Source organism: Solwaraspora sp. WMMB762 (assembly GCF_049179115.1).
Taxonomy (GTDB): domain Bacteria; phylum Actinomycetota; class Actinomycetes; order Mycobacteriales; family Micromonosporaceae; genus Micromonospora_E.
The window spans coordinates 852,023-873,324 of the sequence record NZ_JBMHMD010000001.1 but is presented as its reverse complement, the minus strand read 5'-3'; the positions used below and the strand labels follow the sequence as shown (position 1 = coordinate 873,324).

22 protein-coding genes are annotated in these 21,302 nt (G+C 71.2%); 11 read left to right on the top strand and 11 right to left on the bottom strand.

All coding sequences use genetic code 11. From position 1 onward, the window contains the following. Positions 1-73 precede the first annotated feature (73 nt). From ACN27J_RS04090 to ACN27J_RS04075, 4 genes are all read left to right on the top strand, one after another. Positions 74-943 carry a PAC2 family protein gene (locus ACN27J_RS04090; protein ID WP_278169012.1) on the top strand — a complete coding sequence of 290 codons (870 nt, stop codon included), beginning with the start codon at positions 74-76 and terminating at the stop codon, positions 941-943. A gap of 84 nt (positions 944-1,027) precedes the next feature. Next, complete coding sequence (locus ACN27J_RS04085; protein ID WP_421363699.1) at positions 1,028-2,050, top strand: methyltransferase; 1,023 nt, start codon at positions 1,028-1,030, stop codon at positions 2,048-2,050. Positions 2,051-2,205: 155 nt separating this feature from the next. Next, entirely contained in the window at positions 2,206-2,997 is a 792-nt protein-coding gene (locus tag ACN27J_RS04080) for a GntR family transcriptional regulator (RefSeq protein WP_421363696.1), read from the top strand. A gap of 196 nt (positions 2,998-3,193) precedes the next feature. Beyond that, positions 3,194-4,306, top strand: a complete 1,113-nt coding sequence (locus tag ACN27J_RS04075) for a lytic polysaccharide monooxygenase (protein ID WP_421363693.1) — start codon at positions 3,194-3,196, stop codon at positions 4,304-4,306. 72 nt (positions 4,307-4,378) lie between these two features. On the opposite strand, the gene mshC is transcribed toward ACN27J_RS04075, so the two are convergent. The 6 genes from mshC to ACN27J_RS04045 all read right to left on the bottom strand — a co-directional run bounded on the left by mshC (position 4,379) and on the right by ACN27J_RS04045 (position 9,813). Beyond that, positions 4,379-5,623, bottom strand: coding sequence for a cysteine--1-D-myo-inosityl 2-amino-2-deoxy-alpha-D-glucopyranoside ligase (mshC, locus tag ACN27J_RS04070; protein ID WP_421363691.1), 1,245 nt, complete (start codon positions 5,621-5,623; stop codon positions 4,379-4,381). Between the two features lie 50 nt (positions 5,624-5,673). Next, complete coding sequence (locus ACN27J_RS04065; protein ID WP_421363689.1) at positions 5,674-6,495, bottom strand: SCO1664 family protein; 822 nt, start codon at positions 6,493-6,495, stop codon at positions 5,674-5,676. Between the two features lies 1 nt (position 6,496). Next, entirely contained in the window at positions 6,497-7,087 is a 591-nt protein-coding gene (locus ACN27J_RS04060; protein ID WP_421363686.1) for a DUF3090 domain-containing protein, read from the bottom strand. A 64-nt stretch (positions 7,088-7,151) separates the two neighbouring features. Further along, a complete protein-coding gene (locus tag ACN27J_RS04055; RefSeq protein WP_278169006.1) occupies positions 7,152-7,868 on the bottom strand; it encodes an MSMEG_4193 family putative phosphomutase in 717 nt (238 codons plus the stop codon). A gap of 68 nt (positions 7,869-7,936) precedes the next feature. Next, positions 7,937-8,764, bottom strand: a complete 828-nt coding sequence (locus tag ACN27J_RS04050; protein WP_278169005.1) for an undecaprenyl-diphosphate phosphatase — start codon at positions 8,762-8,764, stop codon at positions 7,937-7,939. Then, on the bottom strand, positions 8,761-9,813 hold the full coding sequence (locus ACN27J_RS04045; RefSeq protein ID WP_421363683.1) for an LLM class F420-dependent oxidoreductase: 1,053 nt from the start codon (positions 9,811-9,813) through the stop codon (positions 8,761-8,763). Before ACN27J_RS04045 ends, ACN27J_RS04050 begins: the two co-directional genes overlap by 4 nt. A gap of 207 nt (positions 9,814-10,020) precedes the next feature. On the opposite strand from ACN27J_RS04045, the gene ACN27J_RS04040 reads away from it, so the two are divergent. Both ACN27J_RS04040 and ACN27J_RS04035 read left to right on the top strand, forming a co-directional pair. Continuing rightward, positions 10,021-10,992 carry an aldo/keto reductase gene (locus ACN27J_RS04040; protein ID WP_421363681.1) on the top strand — a complete coding sequence of 324 codons (972 nt, stop codon included), beginning with the start codon at positions 10,021-10,023 and terminating at the stop codon, positions 10,990-10,992. 86 nt (positions 10,993-11,078) lie between these two features. Beyond that, complete coding sequence (locus tag ACN27J_RS04035; RefSeq protein ID WP_278169002.1) at positions 11,079-11,270, top strand: DUF5703 family protein; 192 nt, start codon at positions 11,079-11,081, stop codon at positions 11,268-11,270. A gap of 9 nt (positions 11,271-11,279) precedes the next feature. On the opposite strand, the gene ACN27J_RS04030 is transcribed toward ACN27J_RS04035, so the two are convergent. Continuing rightward, complete coding sequence (locus ACN27J_RS04030) at positions 11,280-11,975, bottom strand: hypothetical protein (protein WP_421363678.1); 696 nt, start codon at positions 11,973-11,975, stop codon at positions 11,280-11,282. Between the two features lie 41 nt (positions 11,976-12,016). Next, positions 12,017-13,339, bottom strand: a complete 1,323-nt coding sequence (locus ACN27J_RS04025) for a M20/M25/M40 family metallo-hydrolase (protein ID WP_421363675.1) — start codon at positions 13,337-13,339, stop codon at positions 12,017-12,019. A gap of 175 nt (positions 13,340-13,514) precedes the next feature. On the opposite strand from ACN27J_RS04025, the gene ACN27J_RS04020 reads away from it, so the two are divergent. The 3 genes from ACN27J_RS04020 (at position 13,515) to ACN27J_RS04010 (ending at position 17,032) form a co-directional block, all read left to right on the top strand. Further along, a complete protein-coding gene (locus ACN27J_RS04020) occupies positions 13,515-14,144 on the top strand; it encodes a hemerythrin domain-containing protein (protein WP_421363672.1) in 630 nt (209 codons plus the stop codon). Between the two features lie 100 nt (positions 14,145-14,244). Next, positions 14,245-15,231 (top strand): LysR family transcriptional regulator, encoded by a 987-nt coding sequence (locus ACN27J_RS04015; protein WP_421363669.1) that lies wholly within the window; start codon positions 14,245-14,247, stop codon positions 15,229-15,231. A 301-nt stretch (positions 15,232-15,532) separates the two neighbouring features. Beyond that, entirely contained in the window at positions 15,533-17,032 is a 1,500-nt protein-coding gene (locus ACN27J_RS04010) for a S1 family peptidase (protein WP_421363666.1), read from the top strand. A gap of 117 nt (positions 17,033-17,149) precedes the next feature. Here the strand turns inward: ACN27J_RS04010 and ACN27J_RS04005 are convergent, their stop codons facing one another. From ACN27J_RS04005 to ACN27J_RS03995, 3 genes are read right to left on the bottom strand one after another with little or no spacing between them, the layout of a single operon-like run. After that, positions 17,150-17,512, bottom strand: a complete 363-nt coding sequence (locus ACN27J_RS04005) for a DUF3140 domain-containing protein (protein WP_278168994.1) — start codon at positions 17,510-17,512, stop codon at positions 17,150-17,152. Positions 17,513-17,535: 23 nt separating this feature from the next. Continuing rightward, positions 17,536-17,727 carry a hypothetical protein gene (locus tag ACN27J_RS04000; RefSeq protein ID WP_278168993.1) on the bottom strand — a complete coding sequence of 64 codons (192 nt, stop codon included), beginning with the start codon at positions 17,725-17,727 and terminating at the stop codon, positions 17,536-17,538. Further along, positions 17,724-20,252: an ATP-dependent Clp protease ATP-binding subunit gene (locus tag ACN27J_RS03995; protein ID WP_421363662.1), complete on the bottom strand. Its 2,529-nt coding sequence runs from the start codon at positions 20,250-20,252 to the stop codon at positions 17,724-17,726. The genes ACN27J_RS04000 and ACN27J_RS03995 overlap by 4 nt, the downstream gene beginning before the upstream one ends. A gap of 202 nt (positions 20,253-20,454) precedes the next feature. On the opposite strand from ACN27J_RS03995, the gene ACN27J_RS03990 reads away from it, so the two are divergent. Then, positions 20,455-20,853, top strand: a complete 399-nt coding sequence (locus ACN27J_RS03990; RefSeq protein ID WP_278168990.1) for a hypothetical protein — start codon at positions 20,455-20,457, stop codon at positions 20,851-20,853. Positions 20,854-21,035: 182 nt separating this feature from the next. Then, the gene (locus tag ACN27J_RS03985) at positions 21,036-21,296 is read left to right on the top strand and encodes a hypothetical protein (protein ID WP_278168988.1); all 261 of its coding nucleotides are present in this window, start codon (positions 21,036-21,038) and stop codon (positions 21,294-21,296) included. Positions 21,297-21,302: the final 6 nt, after the last annotated feature.

The window sequence follows — 21,302 nt, the reverse complement described above, 5'->3', positions numbered from 1 at the left end:
CACCCAGACGTCGACGAGTAGTCGCAACGACCGCGAGCGCGCTGCCAGGTCGCAATGACGGCGAGGAGGCCCGGTGACCGAGTTCGACGGTCTGCCGGTGCTGCGGTCACCGGTGGCAATCGCCGCGTTCGAAGGCTGGAACGACGCCGCGGACGCCTCCACCGCGGCCGTCGAGCACCTGCAGGAGGTCTGGCAGGCCCGAGAGATCGCCGCGCTGGATCCGGAGGACTTCTACGACTTCCAGGTCAGCCGGCCGACCATCACCGGCTCCAGCGGCGACGCGCGCCGCATCGAGTGGCCGACGACCCGGTTCATGGTGGCCAGCCCGGAAGGCACCGACCGGGACGTGGTGCTGATCCACGGGATCGAACCGAGCATGCGCTGGCGCACCTTCTGTGAACAGGTCCTGGAGCTGTGCCACAGCCTGGAGGTCAACCGGGTGGTGCTGCTCGGCGCTCTGCTCGCCGACGTGCCGTACACCCGGCCGCTGCCGATCAGCGGGACCGCCTCGGAGAAGGAGGCGGCGCAGCGGCTTCAGCTCGTCCCGACCCGGTACGACGGTCCCACCGGGATCGTCGGGGTGCTGCAGGACGCCTGCGCCCGCGCGGAGGTGGACGCGGTCTCGTTCTGGGTGCACGTGCCGCACTACGCCAACAACCCACCCTGCCCGAAGGCGACACTGGCGCTGCTGCACCGGGTAGAGGACGTGCTCGACCTGCCGGTGCCAATGGCCGACATGGCTGAGGAGGCGGCGAAGTGGGAGGCCCGGGTGCGGGCCACCGCCGAGCAGGACGCCGAGCTGGGCGAGTACGTTCGCGAGTTGGAGGAACGGGTCGGCGACGCTGGTATCCAGCCGCTGACCGGTGACGAGATCGCCCAGGAGTTCGAGAAGTACCTGCGCCGCAGGGGCGGGTCGGCCGGCCCGACAGCCGGCTCGTGGTGACCGGCCGGACGGATACCCGACCCGGATCTATCGGCTAACTGACAGCTCCGTCAGTCGGACGGCCCTTTACCGGAAAATGTCCGGATGCTAACCCCCACCCCTCTTATGCGTCTGGTGACCGGTTTCTGGAGCTTCAAGACCCTGGCCGCCGCCGTCGAGCTGAACCTGTTCACCAGGCTCGCCGGCGGCCGGACCATCACCGTCGGGCAACTGTGCGACGAGTACGGGCTGGCTGAGCGCCCGGCGGATACCCTGCTCGCCGCCTGCGCCTCGCTCGGACTGCTCACCAAGCAACCCGGCTCCAACAGCTACCGCAACGCACCGATCGCGGAGGAGTTCCTGGTAGCCGACCGTCCCTACTACTTCGGCGGTCAGGTTCGCTACTGCGACGAACGCACCTACCTACCGTGGCACCGCATCGGTGAGGCGCTGCGTACCGACCGGCCACTGACCTGGGATCCGGACACCCAGGAGTCGATCTTCGCCGACGTGGACCCGCGGATCCGGAACCTGTTCCTGGAGGCGATGTACGCCGCGTCGATCTTCACGGCCCGCGCGCTGGGCGACGCCTACGACTTCAGCGCCCACCACCGGCTACTCGACCTGGGCGGCGGGTCGGGCGCGTATCCCATCGAGTTGTGCCGGCGCTATCCGCATCTGCGGGCGAGCGTCTACGACCTGCCACACGTCGTGCCGGTCGCCGCGGAGAAGGCCGCCGCCGCCGGTCTGGCCGACCGGATCGACACCGTCGCCGGTGACTTCTTCACCGACGAGAAGCTGCCGCAGGGACATGACACCATCCTGCTCAGCATGATCCTGCACGACTGGGACGAAGCGACCAACCGGGCGCTGCTGGCCCGCTGCCACGACGCGCTGCCGTCCGGCGGCACGATCGTCGTCTGCGAGTTGCTGCTCAACCCCGAACGCACCGGTCCGCCCGAGGCCGCCCTGATGGGGATGAACATGCTGGTGGAGACGGAGGGCGGGCGCAACTACTCGGAGACCGAGTACGCCGACTGGCTGGCCGATGCCGGCTTCGGCTCCATCCGTACCGTCGTCTTCGACGCCCCCGGTGCGAACGGTGCGCTGATCGCCCGCAAGCGGTGACCGCCGCCGGGCGCTGATCGCGCGGGACGGCCGGGTCGGCTGCCCGTCACTGACTGTTCCGATGGTGTGGACTCGTCGGTAGTCGGGCTGGACACAGCTTCTTTGTTGTCCTAGGATGCTAGGTATCCTTCTCGGAAAGGACGGTCAGTTCGCAGATGCAGGTCAATCCTGGAGCCGCCGAGGTTCCACACCGCCAGATCGCCGATCTGATCCGGGAGCGGATCCGGCGCGGCGAGTGGGCGCCCGGCGAACGGCTGCCCGCCATCCCCGCGCTCGCCGAGATGTACGGCGTGGCCAAGCAGACCGCGCAGCGCACCGTCGATCAGCTCCGCGTCGAAGGACTGCTGATCACCAAGCCGGGCTCCGGCACGTTCGTCCGGGGCACCCGACGCCGGCTCAACCGACTCGCCCGTGGCCGGTACGGCGGACACCGTGGATACCACGCCGACCTGGCGGCGCGCTACCGGCAGCAACTGACCGAGGTCGGCCGGGCTCCGGCGGTGCCCGAGGTGGCCGACGCGTTCGGCGTCACCGACGGTACCGAACTGATCGTCCGCCGCCACCTGGTCCGCGCCGAGGACTCACCGGTCGAGGTGGGAGCGTCCTGGTTCCGGGTGGCCGACGCCGCCGGCACCAGTCTGGAGCGGGCCGAGCCGTTCGGCCGGCCCACCTACCAGGAGGCCGAGGAGGTGACCGGTCGACGGTACGTCTGGGCGCGCGACGTACTCAGCGCCCGCCAGCCCAGCCGGCAGGAGGCGCAGCTGCTCCGGATCCGTCCGGACACCCCGGTGCTGCATCTGCTGCACGTGGCCTACGACGGCGACCGGCGACCGATCGAGGTGGCCCAGGCGACCTGGCCCGGCCCGGTGACCACCTTGACCGAGGAGTACCGGGTCCCGGAACCCATGCCTGATCCGGACCCGGATCCCGGTCTCGTACTCGGCTGACCCGGTGTTTCTTTCGCCTTACTTTGTTTTTCATTCAAACTATTGACAGAAAAAATCGAGGCATGTGAATCTCGGGACGGGACTGTCGCGAGGGTCGCGCGGCATGGCGGGACCGGGCTACCCGCCATCCGATCCGGCGGGAACGCCTGTCCCGGCGACCCCGCCACCGCCGTCCAACCTCTGTCCGGGAGCAGACATGCCTTCCCTCACCGCCACTTCATGGGCACCGCTGCGCCGGGTGCTCACCGTCGCGGCAGCCGCCGCACTGCTGTGCACCACCGCGCTCGCCGACGTGGCCACCGCACACGGATCGTCGATCGATCCGCCGTCGCGCAACTACGGGTGCTACGAGCGCTGGGCCAGTGACTTCCAGAACCCCGCGATGGCCACCGAGGACCCGATGTGCTGGCAGGCCTGGCAGGCGGACTCCACCGCCATGTGGAACTGGAACAGCCTCTACATCGACGGGGTCAACGGCCAGCATCAGGCCCACATTCCCGACGGCCAACTGTGCAGCGCTGGCAACACCGGCGGGGTCCGGTACGCCGCACTGGACGAACCCGGCAACTGGCGAGCCGCCAACGTCGGCACGAACTTCACCGTCACCTACCACGACCAGGCGCTGCACGGCGCCGACTACCACCTGGTGTACGTGACCCGGCAGGGATTCAACCCGCTCACCCAGCGGCTGCGCTGGAGCGACCTCGAGCTGGTCCGGACCACCGACGGCGCGGACCCCGGTGAGGGCACCCGGACCAGCAACCCCAACCTCAACGGCGTGTCGGTCGACATCCCGGTCAGCGCACCCGGCCGGACCGGACGGCACATCGTCTACCTGATCTGGAAGGCCAGCCACGCCGACCAGACCTACTACTTCTGCAGCGACGTGAACTTCGGCGGCACCGGCGCGCCCCCGCCACCGACCACGCCTGCCCCGACCACCGCACCGACTACCCCGGCACCCACGACCGCACCACCGACCACCGCACCGCCCACCACCCCGGCGCCGGGCGGCTGCACCGCGACCTTCTCCGTCGTCGCCAGCTGGCAGGGCGGCTTCCAGGCCGAGGTGCGGGTGACTGCCGGCGGAACGCCGATCAGCCGCTGGACGGTGAGCTGGACGAACCCCAGCGGGCAGCAGGTGACCCAGGCCTGGAACGCCACGATCGACAGCGACGGTTCGACCGTGACCGCCACCAACGTCGCCTACAACGGCAGCATCGGATCCGGGGCATCCACCAGCTTCGGTCTGATCGGTTCGGCCGCCGGAACCCCCGTCGCACCGACCCTGACCTGCACACCGAACTGACCCGTGCACCGGTCGGGTCCGACGGCGACGCCGGACCCGACCGGCCCCGCGACGCAGGTGCGGTCGGCCGGGTCAGTCGCGCAGGCGCACCCCGAGCAGGGCATCGCAGGTCTCGGCCATCAACGTCGGGGCCTGCGGGTCCGCGCCGGTACCGGCGAGCGCGTGGTCGGCCCACTCGTCGATCAGGGCCAACGCACCCGGGGTGTCGAGATCGTCGGCCAGCCGGCCCCGGACCCCGGCGAGCAACTCCGCGCCGGACGGCCCGGCAGCGGACCGGGCGGCCTCGCGCCACCGGTGCCACCGTTGCTGACCGGTTTTGAGCGTGTCATCGGTCCACTGGCGATCAGCCCGGTAGTGCCCGGAGATCAGCGCCAGCCGCAGAGCCATCGGCGGTACCCCGTCGCCCCGCAGCCGGGAGACGAAGACCAGGTTGCCCCGGGACTTGGACATCTTCTCCCCGTTGAGGCCGATCATGCCGGCGTGCGCGTAGTGGGCGGCGAACGGGCCGGTGCCGGTGAGCACCTCCGCGTGCGCGGCGGAACACTCGTGATGGGGGAACAGCAGGTCGTTGCCGCCGCCCTGGACGTCGATCCGGTCACCCAGCAGACCCAGCGCGATCACCGCGCACTCGATGTGCCAGCCCGGTCGGCCGGGGCCCAGCGGACCGCCGTCCCAGGCCGGCTCACCGTCGCGGGCGCCGCGCCACAGCAGCGGATCCAGCGGGTCACGTTTACCCGGACGCTGCGGATCACCACCCCGCTCGGCGGCGAAGACCAGCATCTGCTCCCGGGACAGGTTCGACTCGTAGCCGAACCGCGGCGCGGCGGCCACGTCGAAGTACACGTCACCGGTGCCATCGGCAAGCCGATAGCCGGCGCCGCGGTCGAGCAGGACGCCGACCCGCTCGGCGATGGCCGGAATCGACTCCACCGCGCCCACGTAGTGGTCCGGCGGGATGATCCGCAACGCCTCCATGTCCTCCCGAAACAGCGCGGTCTCCCGCATCGCGAGGACCACCCAGTCCTCCCCGTCGCGGGCCGCCCGCTCCAGCAGCGGGTCATCGACATCGGTGACGTTCTGCACGTACCGCACCCGGTGCCCCGCGTCCCGCCACATCCGCTGCACCAGATCGAACGCGAGCATGGTCGCGGCGTGCCCGAGATGGGTGGCGTCGTACGGGGTGATCCCGCAGACGTACATCGTCGCCGGGTCGACCGGCCGGGTCGGTGCCACCGACCGCCGAGCGGAGTCGAACAACGCCAACGGCACACCGGCGCCGGGCAGCCGGGGCACCTCGTGACCGGTCCAGGAGTCCATGGCGCCACCCTATCCAGCGGTGCCGGCGGCACCGGAGAATGGCAGATGAATCACATCGGCGGCCAAGGGATAGCGCTACGTGTCGCCGGCGGCGACGGAAAGCACCCGGCCTCGATCAGCCCGTCGACCCGCCCGGCCAGTTGGGTGATCTCGGCCTGGGTGAGCAGCGACGCCAACTGCCCGCCCAGCGTCGCGTCGATCGCCGTACGCAGCTGACGCAACGCCGACCCGGCCTCCGGCGGCAACGGGCGCCCGGACCAGCCCCACAAGACCGTACGCAGCTTGTCGTCGACGTGGAAGCACAAGCCGTGGTCGACGCCGTACACCTGGTTGTCCGGTCCGGCCAGTACGTGCCCGCCCTTGCGGTCGGCGTTGTTGACCACGATGTCGAACACCGCGAGCCGGGCCAGCCGCGGATCGTCGGCATGCGCCAGGGCGTACGGCTTCCCGTCGGTGTCCCGGGCCGCCGCCACCGGCAGCCAGTCGGTCGGCACCTGGTCGGCCGCGACGAAGTCGACCAGCGGCACGGATCCGTCCGGCTCGTCGATCCACAGCTGGCAGGCGCCCGGACCGATCGGACCGTCACGCAACACCGTAGGCGGCACCAACGGCCACCCGAGCGCCTGCGCCACCAAATGGGCGGCGACCTCCCGGCCGGCCAAGGTGCCGTCCGGGAAGTCCCACAGTGGGCGTTCCCCGCGAACTGGTTTGTACACGCACCGGATCGCCGTCCCGTCGGCCTCGATGACGGCCCGCAACGTCGTGTTCGATGCGTCGATCAACTGGCCTTCGAGCCGCATCGCGCCGGTACGGAGCAGTCGCAGCACAGTGGCGTCCCGGTCCACCGCCGGCTGCCGGCCGGTCTCCGTCACCTCAGCGGTGGTAGCCGTTGTGCCGCGGGCAGAGGTGGCCGCGCGGGTCCAGCGGTTGACCACAGAGCGGACAGGGTGGACGCCCGGCGGCCACCACCCGGCGTGCCCGGTCGATGAAGCCGCGGGCCGCCGCCGGGGTCAGCCGGACCCGGAGCCGGTCCAGACTGGCGTCGACCTCGTCGTCATCGTCGTCGTCATCGTCGTCGAGCAGGCCGTCGTCGTCGCCGGCTTCGAGCCCGGTCTCCGGCTCACCGGCGGCGATCGCCTCGATGACAACGGTGGTGGTGTCCACGTCGAAGGCCAAGCCGAGCGTGCCGACCCGGAACTCCTCGTCGACCGGCGTTTCCAGCGGTTCGTTGTCCGACTGCCCGGTCGGTAGTTCCGGCACATCGACACCGAACCGTCGCTGCGCCTCGGCCAGCAGCTCCTCGAGCTTCTCGGCCAGCAGCGACACCTGGACCTTCTCCAGGGCGACGCTGACCACGCGACCGCCACCCCGGGCCTGCAGGAAGAACATCCGCTCCCCCGGCGGCCCGACGGTCCCCGCGACGAACCGCTCCGGCGGCTCGAAGGCATGCACCTGGTGGGTCATGTCATCGACCCTATCGGGCGGCCGGGTCGATCCGGTAACGCACCGACCCGATTGACCGGTACGCTCACTGCCGGTCACGTCCGCCGGCACCGGCGCCGCCGCCGACGGCGGCATCGGAATCGGCCGACCCACCCCGACGCCGTGGCCGACGCCGCTTCGCCGGCACCAGCCCGGCCAAGTCACCGCCGGTGTCGTTGAGCCGTACCAGGAACGGCCGGGTCGTCGTGTACCGGATCACCGTCAACGAGGCCGGATCGGCCACGATCCGCTGGAACAGGTCCAGGTGCAGGCCGAGCGCGTCGGCCACGATGGCCTTGATCACATCGCCGTGGGTGCAGGCCAGCCAGAGAGCGTCGGGCCCGCGTTCGGCGTCGACCACACCGTTCCAGTGCCGCACCGCGGCCACCGCGCGGGCCGCCACGGCGGCCAGCGCCTCCCCACCGGGGAACACCGCGGCGCTCGGATGCTCCTGCACGACCCGCCACAGCGGCTGTTTCACCAGTGACCGCAGCGACTGACCCTCCCACTCGCCGTACCCACACTCGATCAACCCGTCGTCGATCACCGGGGTCGCCCCGGGGACGGCCAGCTCCACGGTCTGCCGGCAGCGGATCAGCGGGCTGCTGACCACCTGTGCCCACGGCACCCCGGCCAGCCGGGCACCGACCGCCCGGGCCTGCGCCTGGCCGGTCTCGTCGAGCTCGACCGGCTGCCGGCCGGCCAGGCCGCCCTCAGCGTTGGCGGTCGTCCGACCATGTCGCAGGAGTACCAACGTCGCCACCGGACCAGCCTACGGGGGGCGGCCGCGCGCCGGCCGGCGGCCGACCCGGTCACAGCGGTCGGGTCCGGTCAGGTGGCCGAGATGGTTCCGGTGACCAGCAGCGCCATCACCAGGGAACCGAGCGCCACCCGGTAGAGCACGAAGGCGTACAGGGTGTGATGCGCGACATAGCGCAGCAACCAGGCGATCGCCGCGTAGCCGACCACGAACGCGATGGCGGTCGCCACCACCATCTGGGCCGCCGTGGGCGCCCGGCCCTGCGGGTCGAACACGTCGGGCAGGCTGAACAGCCCGGACATCACCACCGCCGGGATGGCCAGCAGGAAGGAGAACCGCGCGGCCGCCTCCCGGGTGAGGTTCAACAGCAGTCCAGCGGTCAGCGTGCCACCGGACCGGGAAACGCCCGGGATGAGCGCCATCGCCTGGGCGAAACCCATGATCACGCCATCACGCAGAGTCAACCGCTGCAGGGTACGGGTCTGCCGGCCGAGGTACTCCGCGACGGCGAGGATCAGCGCGAACACGATCAGCACGGTCGCGGTGATCCACAGGTTACGCAGACCGTCGCGGATCTGATCCTTGAACAGCAGGCCGATCACCCCGATCGGGATCGACCCGACGATGACGTACCAGCCCATCCGGTAGTCCGGCTCGCCGCGTACCGAGGGATTCCAGATGCCGACGACCCAGGTCCGGGTGATCCGCCAGATGTCCTTGGCGAAGTAGAGCAGCACCGCGGCCTCGGTGCCCAACTGGGTCACGGCGGTGAACGAGGCGCCCGCGTCCGCCTCGAAGAACAGCGCCGAGGTGATCCGCAGATGTGCCGACGAGCTGATCGGCAGGAACTCGGTGAGCCCCTGCACCACGCCGAGCACAATGACCTCGATCCAGCTCACCGCCCCACCCCGGCCACGTCGAGGGCCCGCGCCACGGTCCGTAGCGTCGCCAACCGCGCCTCGGTGTCGGCGTCGAACAGGCTGACCGACAGGGTGGTCACGCCTGCGGCGGCGTACTCGCCGATCCGCCGCGCGATCCGGTCCGGCGGACCCAGCAGCGCAGTCTGGTCGATGAACTCCAGCGGTACGGCCGCTGCGGCGTCCCGCAGCCGGCCGGCCAGATAGTGGTCCTGCACCTCGTCGGCGGCGGCACCGAAGCCCATCCGGGTGGCCAGCTGGTGGTAGAAGTTCTGGGTCCGGCTGCCCATCCCGCCGACGTACAACGCGGCGTACCCGCGCAGCAGGTCGGCGCAGGCGGCGACGTCGTCGCCGACCACCACCGGCACGGCCGGCACCACGTCGAAGCCGGTGAGGTCCTGACCGGTGCGGGCCCGCCCGGCGGCGATCAACGCCAGTTGGTCGGCGGCGGTGCGGGGCGAGAAGAACACCGCCAGCCAGCCGTCGGCGATCTCGCCGGCCAGTTCGAGGTTGCGGGGGCCGACCGCGGCCAGGTACACGGGGATCCGCGACCGGGGCGGCCGGAAGTTGAGCTTCAACGCCTTGCCCGGGCCGTCGGGCAGCGGCAGGGTGTAGTGCGTGCCCGGGTACTCGACCCGCTGGCGTCCGACCGCGAGCCGGACGATCTCCACGTACTCGCGGGTCCTGGCCAACGGATGACCGAACCGTACGCCGTGCCAGCCCTCGGAGACCTGCGGACCGGAGACCCCCAGGCCGAGCCGGAACCGGCCACCGGACAACGTGTCGATGGTGGCGGCGGTCATCGCGGTCGACGCCGGGGTGCGGGCCGGGATCTGCATCACCGCCGAGCCCACGTCGATCCTGCTGGTCTGGCCGGCCAGCCAGGCGAGCAGGCTCGGCGAGTCGGACCCGTACGCCTCGGCGGCCCAGACCACCGTGTAGCCGAGCCGCTCCGCCTCCTGGACGAGCGCCAGTTGGTCGGCCGGTGAGCCAGCGCCCGTGAGGTAGCCGAGATTGAGTCCGAGTCGCACTCCCAGTCATCCCCCATCCCCCGCCAGGCGGGGCGTCGACGGCGCTGCCGGGGCAGCGGCCGTGGCCAAGCCGCACCAGGGTACGCAATCGTCCGCCACCATTGGACAACCGGCCGGTCGACTCGCCGACCGGCCGGTGCCGGTCGGCAGCAGACGTCGGCGGGAGTGAGGATGTCCGTACCGCCAGGATCTGCTTAAGGTGCATCCATGCAGCAGCGACCGCTCGGCCGCAGCGGGCTGGCGGTCTCCCGGCTCGCGCTCGGCACCATGACCTGGGGCCGGGACACCGACGCCGACGATGCCGCGGCGCAACTGAAGAGTTACCTGGACGCCGGGGGCAATCTGATCGACACCGCCGACGTGTACGGCGACGGCGACGCCGAGGCGGTGATCGGTTCACTGCTGGACAGCATGGTGCCCCGTGAGGATCTGGTCATCGCTACCAAGGCCGGGTTGCGGCCGGGCGGGCCACGGCGGCGTGACACGTCCCGTTGGCATCTGCTGCGTACCCTCGACGCCTCGTTGCGGCGGCTCGGCACCGACTACATCGACCTGTGGCAGGTACACGGGTACGACCCGGACACCCCGATGGAGGAGACCCTCGGCGCGTTGGACACGGCGGTGACCAGCGGGCGGGTCCGGTACGTCGGGGTGTCGAACTTCAGCGGCTGGCAGACCGCCCGGGCAGCGGCCTGGCAGGCCGCGGTGCCCGGCCGGGCCGCCGTGGTCGCCGCACAGGTCGAGTACTCGTTGCTGCAACGGGGGATCGAACGGGAGGTGCTGCCCGCCTGCGCCGCGCTGGGGCTGGGCGTACTGCCCTGGTCACCGCTCGGCCGCGGGGTACTCACGGGCAAGTACCGGCACGGCCGCCCGGTCGACTCCCGGGCCGCGTCGCCGCATCTGGAACTGTTCGTCGCGACCTACCTGGAGCCGCGCTGCTCCAGCATCGTCGAGGCGGTCTCGACGGCCGCCGCTGGCCTGGGGGTGGCACCGCTGGAGGTCGCGCTCGCCTGGGTCCGGGACCGCCCCGGGGTCACCGCGCCGATCCTCGGGGCACGCACGGCGGGGCAACTGGTCGGGGCGCTGCAGGTCGAACGGATGACGCTGCCCACGGAGATCACCCGGGCACTCGACGACGTATCGGCGCCAGCGGTCGGCTACCCGGAACACGACGGGTGACACGGCCCTGGGGCCGACGGGTGACACGGCCTCCGGAGGTGGCCGGCGGGTGACACGGCCCGGGGGCCGGCGGCAGGATGGTGGTCATGGACTACGAGTACGCGCCGCTGCGGTTGCCGCCGAATGTCGACCGGTTGACCGCAGCCGCGCAGTTGGCGATTCAGGCCGAGTTCTCTGGCTGGGAGCTTGCCCGGGTGCGGCTGTTCCGTGACGGGACGCGCCAGGTAGTGCTCCGGCGCAGGATCGCCCGGCAGCCGCAGCCCGGGCTCAGTACGTAGGTGGTGTACTCAGCGCAGGCCACCGCCGGCCGGGGCGCCGCTGGCCGGTGAGTCGTCGCCGTCGTCGTCCGGCAGGTAGGCGTGCTCGTCGAGTCGGCCGACGATCTCGTCACCGGGAACCGACCGGAACGGTCCGTCGACATCGCCGTCGCTGAACGCCTCCGGATCCAGCGGCGTGGTGACCTCGTGCACCATGACCACGCCGTCGAGCGGTTCCAGCTCCGGGATGTCCAGCGCGCCGAGTGAGCCGTCGCCGGCCTGCAGCAGTTCGAGCACCGCCTCTCCGACACCACCGACCGGCTCGGCCTCCTCGGCGGACGGGCTGCCCTGGCGGCGGGCCGCGTCGGCGATGCGGACCAGCGCGGCGACCGACGGCACCCGGTAGTCACGACGCTGGCGTACCGAGACGACCTGCGGATGCGGGTCGGCCGGCTCGTCGCCGTCGACGCCGCCGGCACCGACGCCGAACCGTTCGTCCGCCTCCTGCGGATCGATCGATTCGACGTCCCAGGGTGTCACCTCGCCGAAGGCGTCCAGCAACTGCTCGTCGTACGCGTACGACGCGTTGTTGAGCGTCACGTACGCCTGCCAGACGGCGTCGTCGTCGATCCGGCCGTCGGCGGCCTTGACCGTGGCCAGATGTGCCCGGGCAGCCTGGAACACCTGCTCCAGCGCGGCGTCGAGATCGGTGTGCTGGTCGGTCATGCGGATGAAATTCCTTTCACCGTCGATGGGGGCGCCGGCGGTCAGCTCTGGCGCAAGAAGCGGTCGAGCACATGCACGCCGAACTGTAGCCCCTCGACCGGGACCCGCTCGTCGATGCCATGGAACAGCGCAGAGAAGTTCAACTCCGCCGGCAGCCGTAGCGGGGTGAACCCGAAGCATCGGATGCCGAGTTGGCGAAACGCCTTGGCGTCGGTGCCGCCGGAGAGCATGTACGGCACCGTCCGGGCACCCGGGTCGGCGTGGCGCAGCGCGGCGGCCATCGCGTCAACCAGCGCACCGTCGAAGGTCGTCTCGATCGCCGGCTGCCGCTCCACGTGTTCGATCTCCACGTCCGGGCCGATCAGCTGGCGGAGCTCGGCCAGGAACTGGGTCTCCTGGCCAGGCAGCACCCGGCAGTCGATGGTGGCACTGGCTCGACCGGGGATGACGTTCTCCTTGTATCCGGCGTCCAGCCGGGTCGGATTGGCGGTGTTACGGACCGTGGCACCGATGATGTTCGCGATCGGCCCCAGCTTGGCGATCGTCGACTCCGGGTCGTCCGGGTCGAACTCGATGCCGAGCAGGTCGGAGACCTCGGCCAGGAAGTCCCGCACGGTCGGGGTGACGACGATCGGGAAACGGTGTCGGCCGACCCTCGCCACCGCCTCGCACAACGCCGTCACCGCGTTGTCGTCGTGCATCATCGAGCCGTGTCCGGGACGGCCCCGGGTGTGCAGCCGCAGCCAGTTGATGCCCTTCTCCGCCGTCTCGATCAGATACAGCCGCAGGTCGTCACTGACCGTGTAGGAGAAGCCGCCGACCTCGCCGATCGCCTCGGTGCAGCCGTCGAACAGCCCGGGGTGCCGCTGCACCAGGTGGTGGGCGCCGTACCGGCCGCCGGCCTCCTCGTCGGCGGTGAAGGCCAGCACGATGTCGCGCGGTGGCCGGGTCCCGCTGCGCTGCCAGTCACGGACCACGGCGAGCACCATCGCGTCGAAGTCCTTCATGTCGATCGCCCCACGGCCCCACAGGTAGCCGTCGCGCAACTCGCCGGCGAACGGCGGGACCGACCATTCGGAGGCGTCGGCCGGGACCACGTCGAGGTGGCCGTGCACGAGCAGCGCCCCGCGGGACGGGTCGGTACCGGAGATGCGGGCGACCAGGCTGGCCCGGCCGGGTGCGGACTCGACGATGGTGCTGGTGACGCCGACCTCGGCGAGCTGGTCGGCGACGTACTCCGCGGCGACCCGTTCACCGACGCTGGTCAGCGGGTCACCGGTGTTGGTGGTGTCGATCCGCAGCAGGTCGCGGCAGATCCGCACGACCTCGTCGGTCGGCGCCGGCGGCGGGGAGGGTGCAGTCATGCGGTTCTTCTTACCAGCCGTCCGGCCGCTGCCCCAGCCCCGCCGCGGCACGCCCCACGGTTTCCGACGTCGGCGTGGTGGGTACCGCCGCATACGCCGGGCCGGCACCCGCACGGTTGCCGGCCACAACGGCCGGGCCGTACGAGAGCCCCGGTCCGCACCGAAGGAGACGATCGTGTCGGTAGGCCTTCCCCCCATCCCCGAACTCGGCGACGACCTGCCGCACGATCCGGGCGGACCGCGGCTGACCACACTGCTCGTCGAGGAGCACCGCCGCGTCGAGCAGCTCTGCGAGCAGCTCGACGCGGCGGCCGACCCGGACCGGCGGCGTCAGATCGCGGACGTGCTGGTCGCCGTGGTGAGCCGGCATCTGTCGGCCGAGGAGCAGTACCTCTACCCGGCCATCCGGGCGGCCCTGCCCGACGGAGGCGCGCTGGCCGACCGGGGCATCGCGACGGACCGCCCGTTGCGCGACGTGCTCAGCTCATCCGACGTGGCAGCGGCCGGGACACCGGCCAGGGTCGCCGCCGCCTGGCGGCACCACCGTACGGTCGTCGAGCAGCAGCTGCTGCCAGGGCTACGGGCGGCGGCGACCGACGAGGAGCTCGTCCGGCTGGGCAACCGCGCGGAGACAGCCGAGGAGGCCGCACCGACCCGGCCGCATCCCGACGCCCCGCTGCGGCCGCCGTGGAACCGGGTGGTGGACCCGGCGCTGGGGGTGCTGGACAAGACCCGGGATCTGCTGTCCGGCCGTACCACCTATCCCGAGGATCTGACGGCGACGCCGGTCGACCGCGACGGCTAGTCCGGAATATCCGATCAGTTCTGTTCCATATTGATGTCGGAGAACGTTTCCCGCATCGAAGGTCTTCCCGTCGATCCCGTTCTGGTCCTACCGTCACGTTATGAACCTGGAGCTGCGGCACCTGCGGGTTGTCTGCGCCATCGCGGAGACGGGAAGCGTCACCAAGGCGGCCTCCATGTTGGGGTTGGCGCAGCCCGCACTCACCGCGCAACTGCAACGGATCGAACGGACCCTCGGTGGGCCCTTGTTCGAGCGCGACCGGCGGGGCGCCCGGCCGACCGCACTGGGCGAACTGGTCCTGGCCCGGGCCCGGGTGCTGCTGCCGGCGATGAAAGGGCTGCAGGACGAAGCGGCCCGGCTGGCCGGCACGGGCAGCGTGATGAGCAGGTTCCGGCTCGGCGGGGTCAACAGCCCGATCCTGGGTGGCCTGGTACACCGGCTCGCCGCCGACCAGCCGCAGGCGCAGATCAGCACCTACGCCTCCTGGTACGTCGACGAGCTCGCCCAGATGGTGCTCAGCGGTCGACTGGACTACGCGCTCACCGGGGTGTGCGGCGATGCCACCCCGTCGGCTGAGTTCGGCCTGGCGTGGCGGGCGGTCGCCGTTGACGCGATCTTCGTCCTGTTGCCCGAGACCCACCCGCTGGCGCACCGCCCGGAGATCGATCTCGGCATGCTCGCCGACGAGCAGTGGGTCGCCGCGCCCGGCGACGGATGCTTCGGCGACTGCTTCGCCGCCGCCTGCGCACGGTCCGGGTTCACCCCCCGCAAGATGTACGAGACCGACATCCGCGGCTGTGTCGACCTGGTCGAGTCCGGCGAGGCCATCGCCCTGTGCCAGGCGACGTTCCGGCCGATCAGCGGGCTGGTGACCCGACCGTTGGCCGGCGCGCCGCTGCGCTGGCGGCTGCTGCTGGGCTGGCACCCGGACGCGACCGCCGCCGCCCTCGCCGACCGGGTGTTCACCCACGCCACCACGGCGTACACCGACTCGCTGGGGCGCAACCCGCAGTATCTCGGCTGGCTCGCCGACAACCCCGGATTCGGGGCGCAGAGCCTGGCCGGGATCCCGGTTTCGGACGGCTGACCGGGCTGACCGGTCCTGCCTCGCCCCGACCGGCCCCGCTCCGCCCCGACCGATCGCTGTGACGGTATGAGCCAGCTGGTATCTGCCTGCTGACATAGACCGCCATTAAGTTGACAGCAACTCGACGTTACCCCGAACACCGACATCCGGGCCCGACGGCGCACCACGACCGGCGGACCGTTCGGGCTCCGGCCCCCGTCGGTATCGGAGACGTCGGGGTGCCACGTGCCTCCGGCCGGCCCCGCCAGGCGATCCCTGGCCCCCGCCGGAGTCACTTCCCGTTCAATCGTCAGGGGAGCAGATGAGACGAGCACTGATCGCGGCCACCGCAGCCGCCGTCCTGCCACTGGGCGCGGCCGGTCTGGCCGCGATGCCCGCCATGGCAGCACCCAGCGCCGGGCCGGTCGCCCAGCCGGCCGCCGACGCCGCCGCACCCGGAATGCTCGCGGCGATGCAGCGTGACCTGGGCCTTACCGCAGACCAGGCGCGGGTCCGGATCGCCAAGGAGGCCAGCGCCAACAAGAAGGAAGCGATGTTGCGCGCGACCCTCGGCACCGACTTCGGCGGGGCGTGGCTGTCCCCCGACGGCGGCACGCTGACCGTGGCGGTCACCGACTCGGCCCAGGCCGCCGCGGTGACCGCCGCCGGCGCGAAGGTCAAGGTGGTCGACCGCAGCGCGGCCGAACTCGACCGGGTCAAGGCCAAGCTCGACCGCACCGCGGCGAAGGCGCCGGCGACCGCCGTCGCCGGCTGGTACGTCGACGTGGCCACCAACGCCGTGGTGGTGCTGGCCCGCGACGACGTCTCGGTGGCCGAGAGCTTCGTCGCCGGCAGCGGTGCCGCTGCGGACGCGGTACGGGTCGTGCGCACCGATGAGACGCCGACCACCCTGTACGACGTCCGGGGAGGCGACGCCTACTACATGGGCGGGCGCTGCTCGGTCGGCTTCTCGGTGACCGGCGGGTTCGTCACCGCCGGGCACTGCGGCAGCGTGGGCACCGCCACCCAGGGCTACAACCAGGTGTCGCAGGGCACCTTCCGTGGGTCGTCGTTCCCCGGCAACGACTACGCCTGGGTACAGACCAACTCGAACTGGACGCCGCAGCCGTGGGTGAACAACTACAGCGGCGGCAACGTCACGGTCGCCGGCTCGGCCGAGGCGGCGGTCGGCGCGTCGGTTTGCCGGTCCGGATCCACCACCGGTTGGCGCTGCGGCACCATCCAGGCCAAGAACTCGACGGTGAACTACCCGCAGGGCCGAGTGTCCGGCCTGACCCGGACCAACGCCTGCGCCGAGCCCGGTGACTCCGGTGGGTCGTGGCTCTCCGGCCAGCAGGCCCAGGGCGTCACCTCCGGCGGTTCGGGCAACTGCTCGACCGGCGGCACCACCTACTTCCAGCCGGTCAACGAGATCCTCTCGGTGTACGGCCTCACGCTGCGGACCGGCGGTGGCGGCAACCCGCCGCCGACCACCCCGCCGCCGGGCGGCGGAACCTGCAGCGGCTACCAGAACACCTACACCGGTTCGCTCTCCTCCGGCGGCACCCAGATCCAACCCAACGGCAGCTACTTCAGCGCCGGCTCCGGCACCCACCGGGCCTGCCTGGACGGGCCGACCAGCCGCGACTTCGACCTGTACCTGCAGCGGTGGAGCGGCAGCAGCTGGGTCAGCGTGGCCAGCGGCACCAGCCCCGGTCCGGACGAGACGCTGACCTACAGCGGTTCCTCCGGCTACTACCGGTACGTGGTCCACGCGTACAGCGGTTCGGGCAGCTACTCGCTCGGCATCACCCGGCCGTAGCCGTTCGTCTCCCGGCCGAGCCGGTCGGGCCGGGAGACGAACCGGCAGAGCCACGCCCCGACGGCGGGTACCGGGAACGGGACCCGCCGTCGGCGTGCGCCAGGTGGAAGTGACTGGTCAGCCCGCCGTGTCCGCGTCGACGCGCAGCGGATCGTGCCCCAGGTCCAGCAGCGCCCGCCGCCACCGGTCGTCCGCCGCGCCCGCCGCCGGGCGGCGGGCGAGCAGGTCCCGGATCTCCTCGACGACCCGCGCCATCACCTGCCGGTCCGGTTCGGTCAGATCCACCCGCCGTTTGCCCAGCACCGCCAGTACGGCACCACCCGGCTGCGGCAGGTCGACGCCGGGTCCGACGAACGCTTGTTCGCCGGACGCCTCGGTCAGCAGCCAGTCACGCAGCTGTTCCGAACTGATGTTCACGTACGCGTGGAACTCGTTCCACAACTGGTCAGTGTCGGTGTCGGTACGCCGGTGCGCCGCCATCGACAACCTCCTCACTTTGACGGTCAGTCGGGGGGCTCGGTGCTGCTCACCGGGTCGTCGGAGTCGGCCCGGGTCTGGGTACCGGCTGGTTCCGGGCGCACATCGGTGTCCGCCAGGACGGCGCCGGGTCCGGTCCCGGTGTCCAGCGGGCTGTTTCGGGCCAGCACCTCGTCGGTCTTCGCGGACTTCTCACGTTGTTCCTCAGGTTGACTCATGGTCGTCTCCTCCCTTCGGCTGGGCTGTCGACGTCGAACCGCAGACCACCGTCCCGCGCGTCGACGGTGACCCGTTGCCCCGCCGCCAACGTGCCGTCGAGCAGCAACCGGGACAGTTGGTTGTCTACCTCCCGCTGGATCGTCCGACGCATCGGCCGCGCGCCGAACTCCGGCTGGTATCCGGCTTCGGCTATCCAGTCGGCCGCCGCATCGGTGACCTCCACGGCGATGTCCTGGGCGTGCAGCCGCCGGCGGGTCTCCTCCAGCAGCAGGTCGGTGATCTGGCGCAGCTGCTGCTGGGCCAGTTGCCGGAAGATGATGATCTCGTCGATCCGGTTGAGGAACTCCGGCCGGAAGTCCTCCTGCAGCCGGCGCAGCAGGCGCTCGCGCAGGTCGTCGTCAGGGCTGTCGCCGTCCGTCCCACCAAAGCCGACACTGCGGCCGCCGCCGGTGATCAGCTCCGAGCCGAGGTTGCTCGTCATGATCAGAACCACGTTACGGAAGTTGACCGTCCGGCCCTGGCTGTCGGTCAGCCGGCCGTCGTCGATCAGCTGCAGCAATACGTTGAACACGTCGACGTGCGCCTTCTCGATCTCGTCGAGCAGCACCACCGCGTACGGTCGTCGGCGAACCGCCTCGGTCAGCTGGCCCGCCTCCTCGTAGCCGACGTACCCGGGCGGTGCCCCGACCAGCCGACTTACCGTGTGCCGTTCCTGGAACTCGCTCATGTCGAGTCGGACCATCCGGTCGGCGTCACCGAACAGGGCCGCCGCGAGGGCCCGGGCCAGCTCCGTCTTGCCGACGCCGGTGGGTCCGAGGAACAGGAAACTGCCGACCGGCCGGTCCGGGTCTCCCAGCCCGGCCCGCGAGCGCCGGACCGCCTCGGCGACCGCGGTGACCGCGTCGTCCTGGCCGACCACCCGTTGGTGCAGTTCGCCCTCCAGCCGCAGCAACCGGTCCCGCTCCTCCTCGGTGAGCTGGCTGACCGGAATGCCGGTGGCCCGGGATACCACCTCGGCGATCTCCTCGATGCTGACCTGGGGCACCCCGGCGCTGTCCGGGCTACGGGCCGTCTCGATCCGTCGTTGCACCTGCGTCAACTGGTCCCGCAGGCCGGACGCCCGTTCGTACTGTTCGTCGGCGACTGCCTGGGCCTTGTCCCGGTGCAACTGCTCGAGCTGCCGTTCCAGGTCCCGTACGTCGGCGGCCGGTGTGCGGGTGCGCAGCCGGACCCGGGCCCCGGCCTGGTCGATCAGGTCGATCGCCTTGTCCGGCAGGAACCGGTCGCTGATGTAGCGGTCGGCGAGTTCCGCCGCCGCCAGCAGCGCGTCGTCTGTGAACCGCACCTGGTGATGCGCCTCGTAGCGGTCCCGCAGACCGTGCAGGATCGCGATGGTGTCCGCCACGGTGGGCTCGGGCACCAGGACCGGCTGGAACCGCCGGGCCAACGCGGCGTCCTTTTCGATGTTGCGCCGGTACTCGTCCAGAGTGGTCGCGCCGACCACCCGCAGTTGGCCTCGGGACAACGCAGGTTTCAGCATGTTGCTGGCGTCCATCGACCCTTCGGCGCCGCCGCCGCCCGCCCCGACCAGGGTGTGCAGCTCGTCGAGGAAGACGATGAGGTCGTCGCCGTGGCTACGGATCTCGTCGATGACCTTCTTCAGTCGTTCCTCGAAGTCGCCACGGTACCGGGTACCGGCGACCAGCCCGGCGAGATCCAGCTGCACCACCCGCTTGCCGATCAGCGTCTGGGGTACGTCCCCGTCTACGATGCGCTGCGCCAGTCCTTCCACGATCGCGGTCTTGCCGACCCCGGCCTCCCCGATCAGCACCGGGTTGTTCTTGGTCCGCCGGGACAGGATCTCCACCGCCTGCTCGATCTCCTCACCCCGGCCGACGACCGGGTCGATCGCACCCTGAGCGGCGAGTTCGGTCAGATCCTGCCCGTACTGGTCGAGGGTCGGGGTCCCGCGGGCCGTCCGCGGCTTGGCCGCACCGCCGCGTTCCGCGCTGGCGTTCTGCAGCGACCGGGGTTCGACGTGGCCGGCCGCGAGCATCCGCCCGGCCGCCGACTCCGGGTTGACCGCCAGCGCCATCAGCACGTGTTCGGGTCCGATGTAGGTCGCGCCGGTGGCCCGGGAGAGCTGGTGCGCGTCCAGTAGTGCACGTTTCGCCGCCGGGGTCAGCGAGAGGTTGGCCGGTACCTCGCCCCGGCCGGCCGCCGGTCCGCCCAACTCGGCGAGCAGCCCGTTCGGGTCGGCCCCGGCCCGGCGGACCAACTCCCGCAGCGGTTGACGCTGCAACGCCGCCCAGAGCAGGTGATCGGTGTCCAGGTCGCTGGTGCCGGCCTGGGCCGCCCGGCGGGCGGCGGCGGTGAGCAGGTCACGGGCGTCGCCGCTCATCAGCCGGGTGATGTCGACCCGGTGAACCGGCAACCGGGGTTCGCCGCCGGTGAGAAACCGGGCCAGCAGGTCCTCCCAGGGATCGGTGCCGAGCCCTCCTGGGCCGTACGGTCCGTCACTCATCTACGCGCCCCCTCGCCGTTTCGCCCCCGCCGGCTGTGAACCGGACTGTGGCTACCCGGGCCGCCCCGGGCCAAACGTCCCGGTCGACGAGCGACGTCCGAAACCACCCCGCGTGCCGTCGAGGTACCGGCACGTGGGTCGGGATTGGTGCGGCCGGCCGGGGCGCCGGGTCCACGGCCGCGCATGCTGGCAGGCTTGCCAGATGCGGACTCTGCTGATCGTGGACGGCGCGAACGTGGTCGGCTCCCGACCCGACGGTTGGTGGCGCGACCGGATGGCGGCGGCCGCCCGGCTGCGTGATCAACTGGTCGGCGTCGCCGACCGGGGACTCCCCGAGCTGACCGGCCCGCTGGAGGTGGTCCTGGTGGTCGAAGGGGCGGCCCGTGGTCTGCCGCCGACCGACGGGGTACGGATCGGCGTGGCTCCCGGGTCGGGAGACGATCTGATCGTCGAGATCGCCGCCGAGGGCGGACCGGACCGGCGGGTGGTAGTCGTCACGGCCGACCGCCGGTTGCGGGACCGGGTCACCGAAGTGGGCGCACAGATCCACGGACCCCGATGGCTGACCAGGCAGCTGACCGGTCCGGTGTCGGACTTCTGACCGGTATTCAGCCTGAATACCTGATCCGCCGCCGACAGTTGCCCAGCTCACGCAGGCCAAGCGCCGACGGCCGGACGGTCGCTGCGGACCAGCCTATCCGCGGGACCAGACAGCCGGGCAGCAATCACCCACCAGCGGTAAGCTCTAATAGAGCCTTCCAGCCCCTTGAGGAGGTTTCGCCCGTGGCGAGTGTCGCCGAGGTCAAGTCCGCCATCGAAGCCGCGATCATGCAGGTGTCGGAGGGCCAGGCTGCCGTCCAGGCCGCCAGCGAGAAGATCGCCGAGGCGCAGCAGAGCCTGGCTGCCGCCTTCGAGGGCAGCGGCCACGAGGCGGTCGGAGCGGCCCAGGCCGCCCTGTTCCAGGCCAGCTCCGAGCTCGAGGAGTGCCTCGCCGCCACGCTCGCCGCCGTCGAACAGGCGCAGACGTACTCCGCGACGCTGTAGTCACCA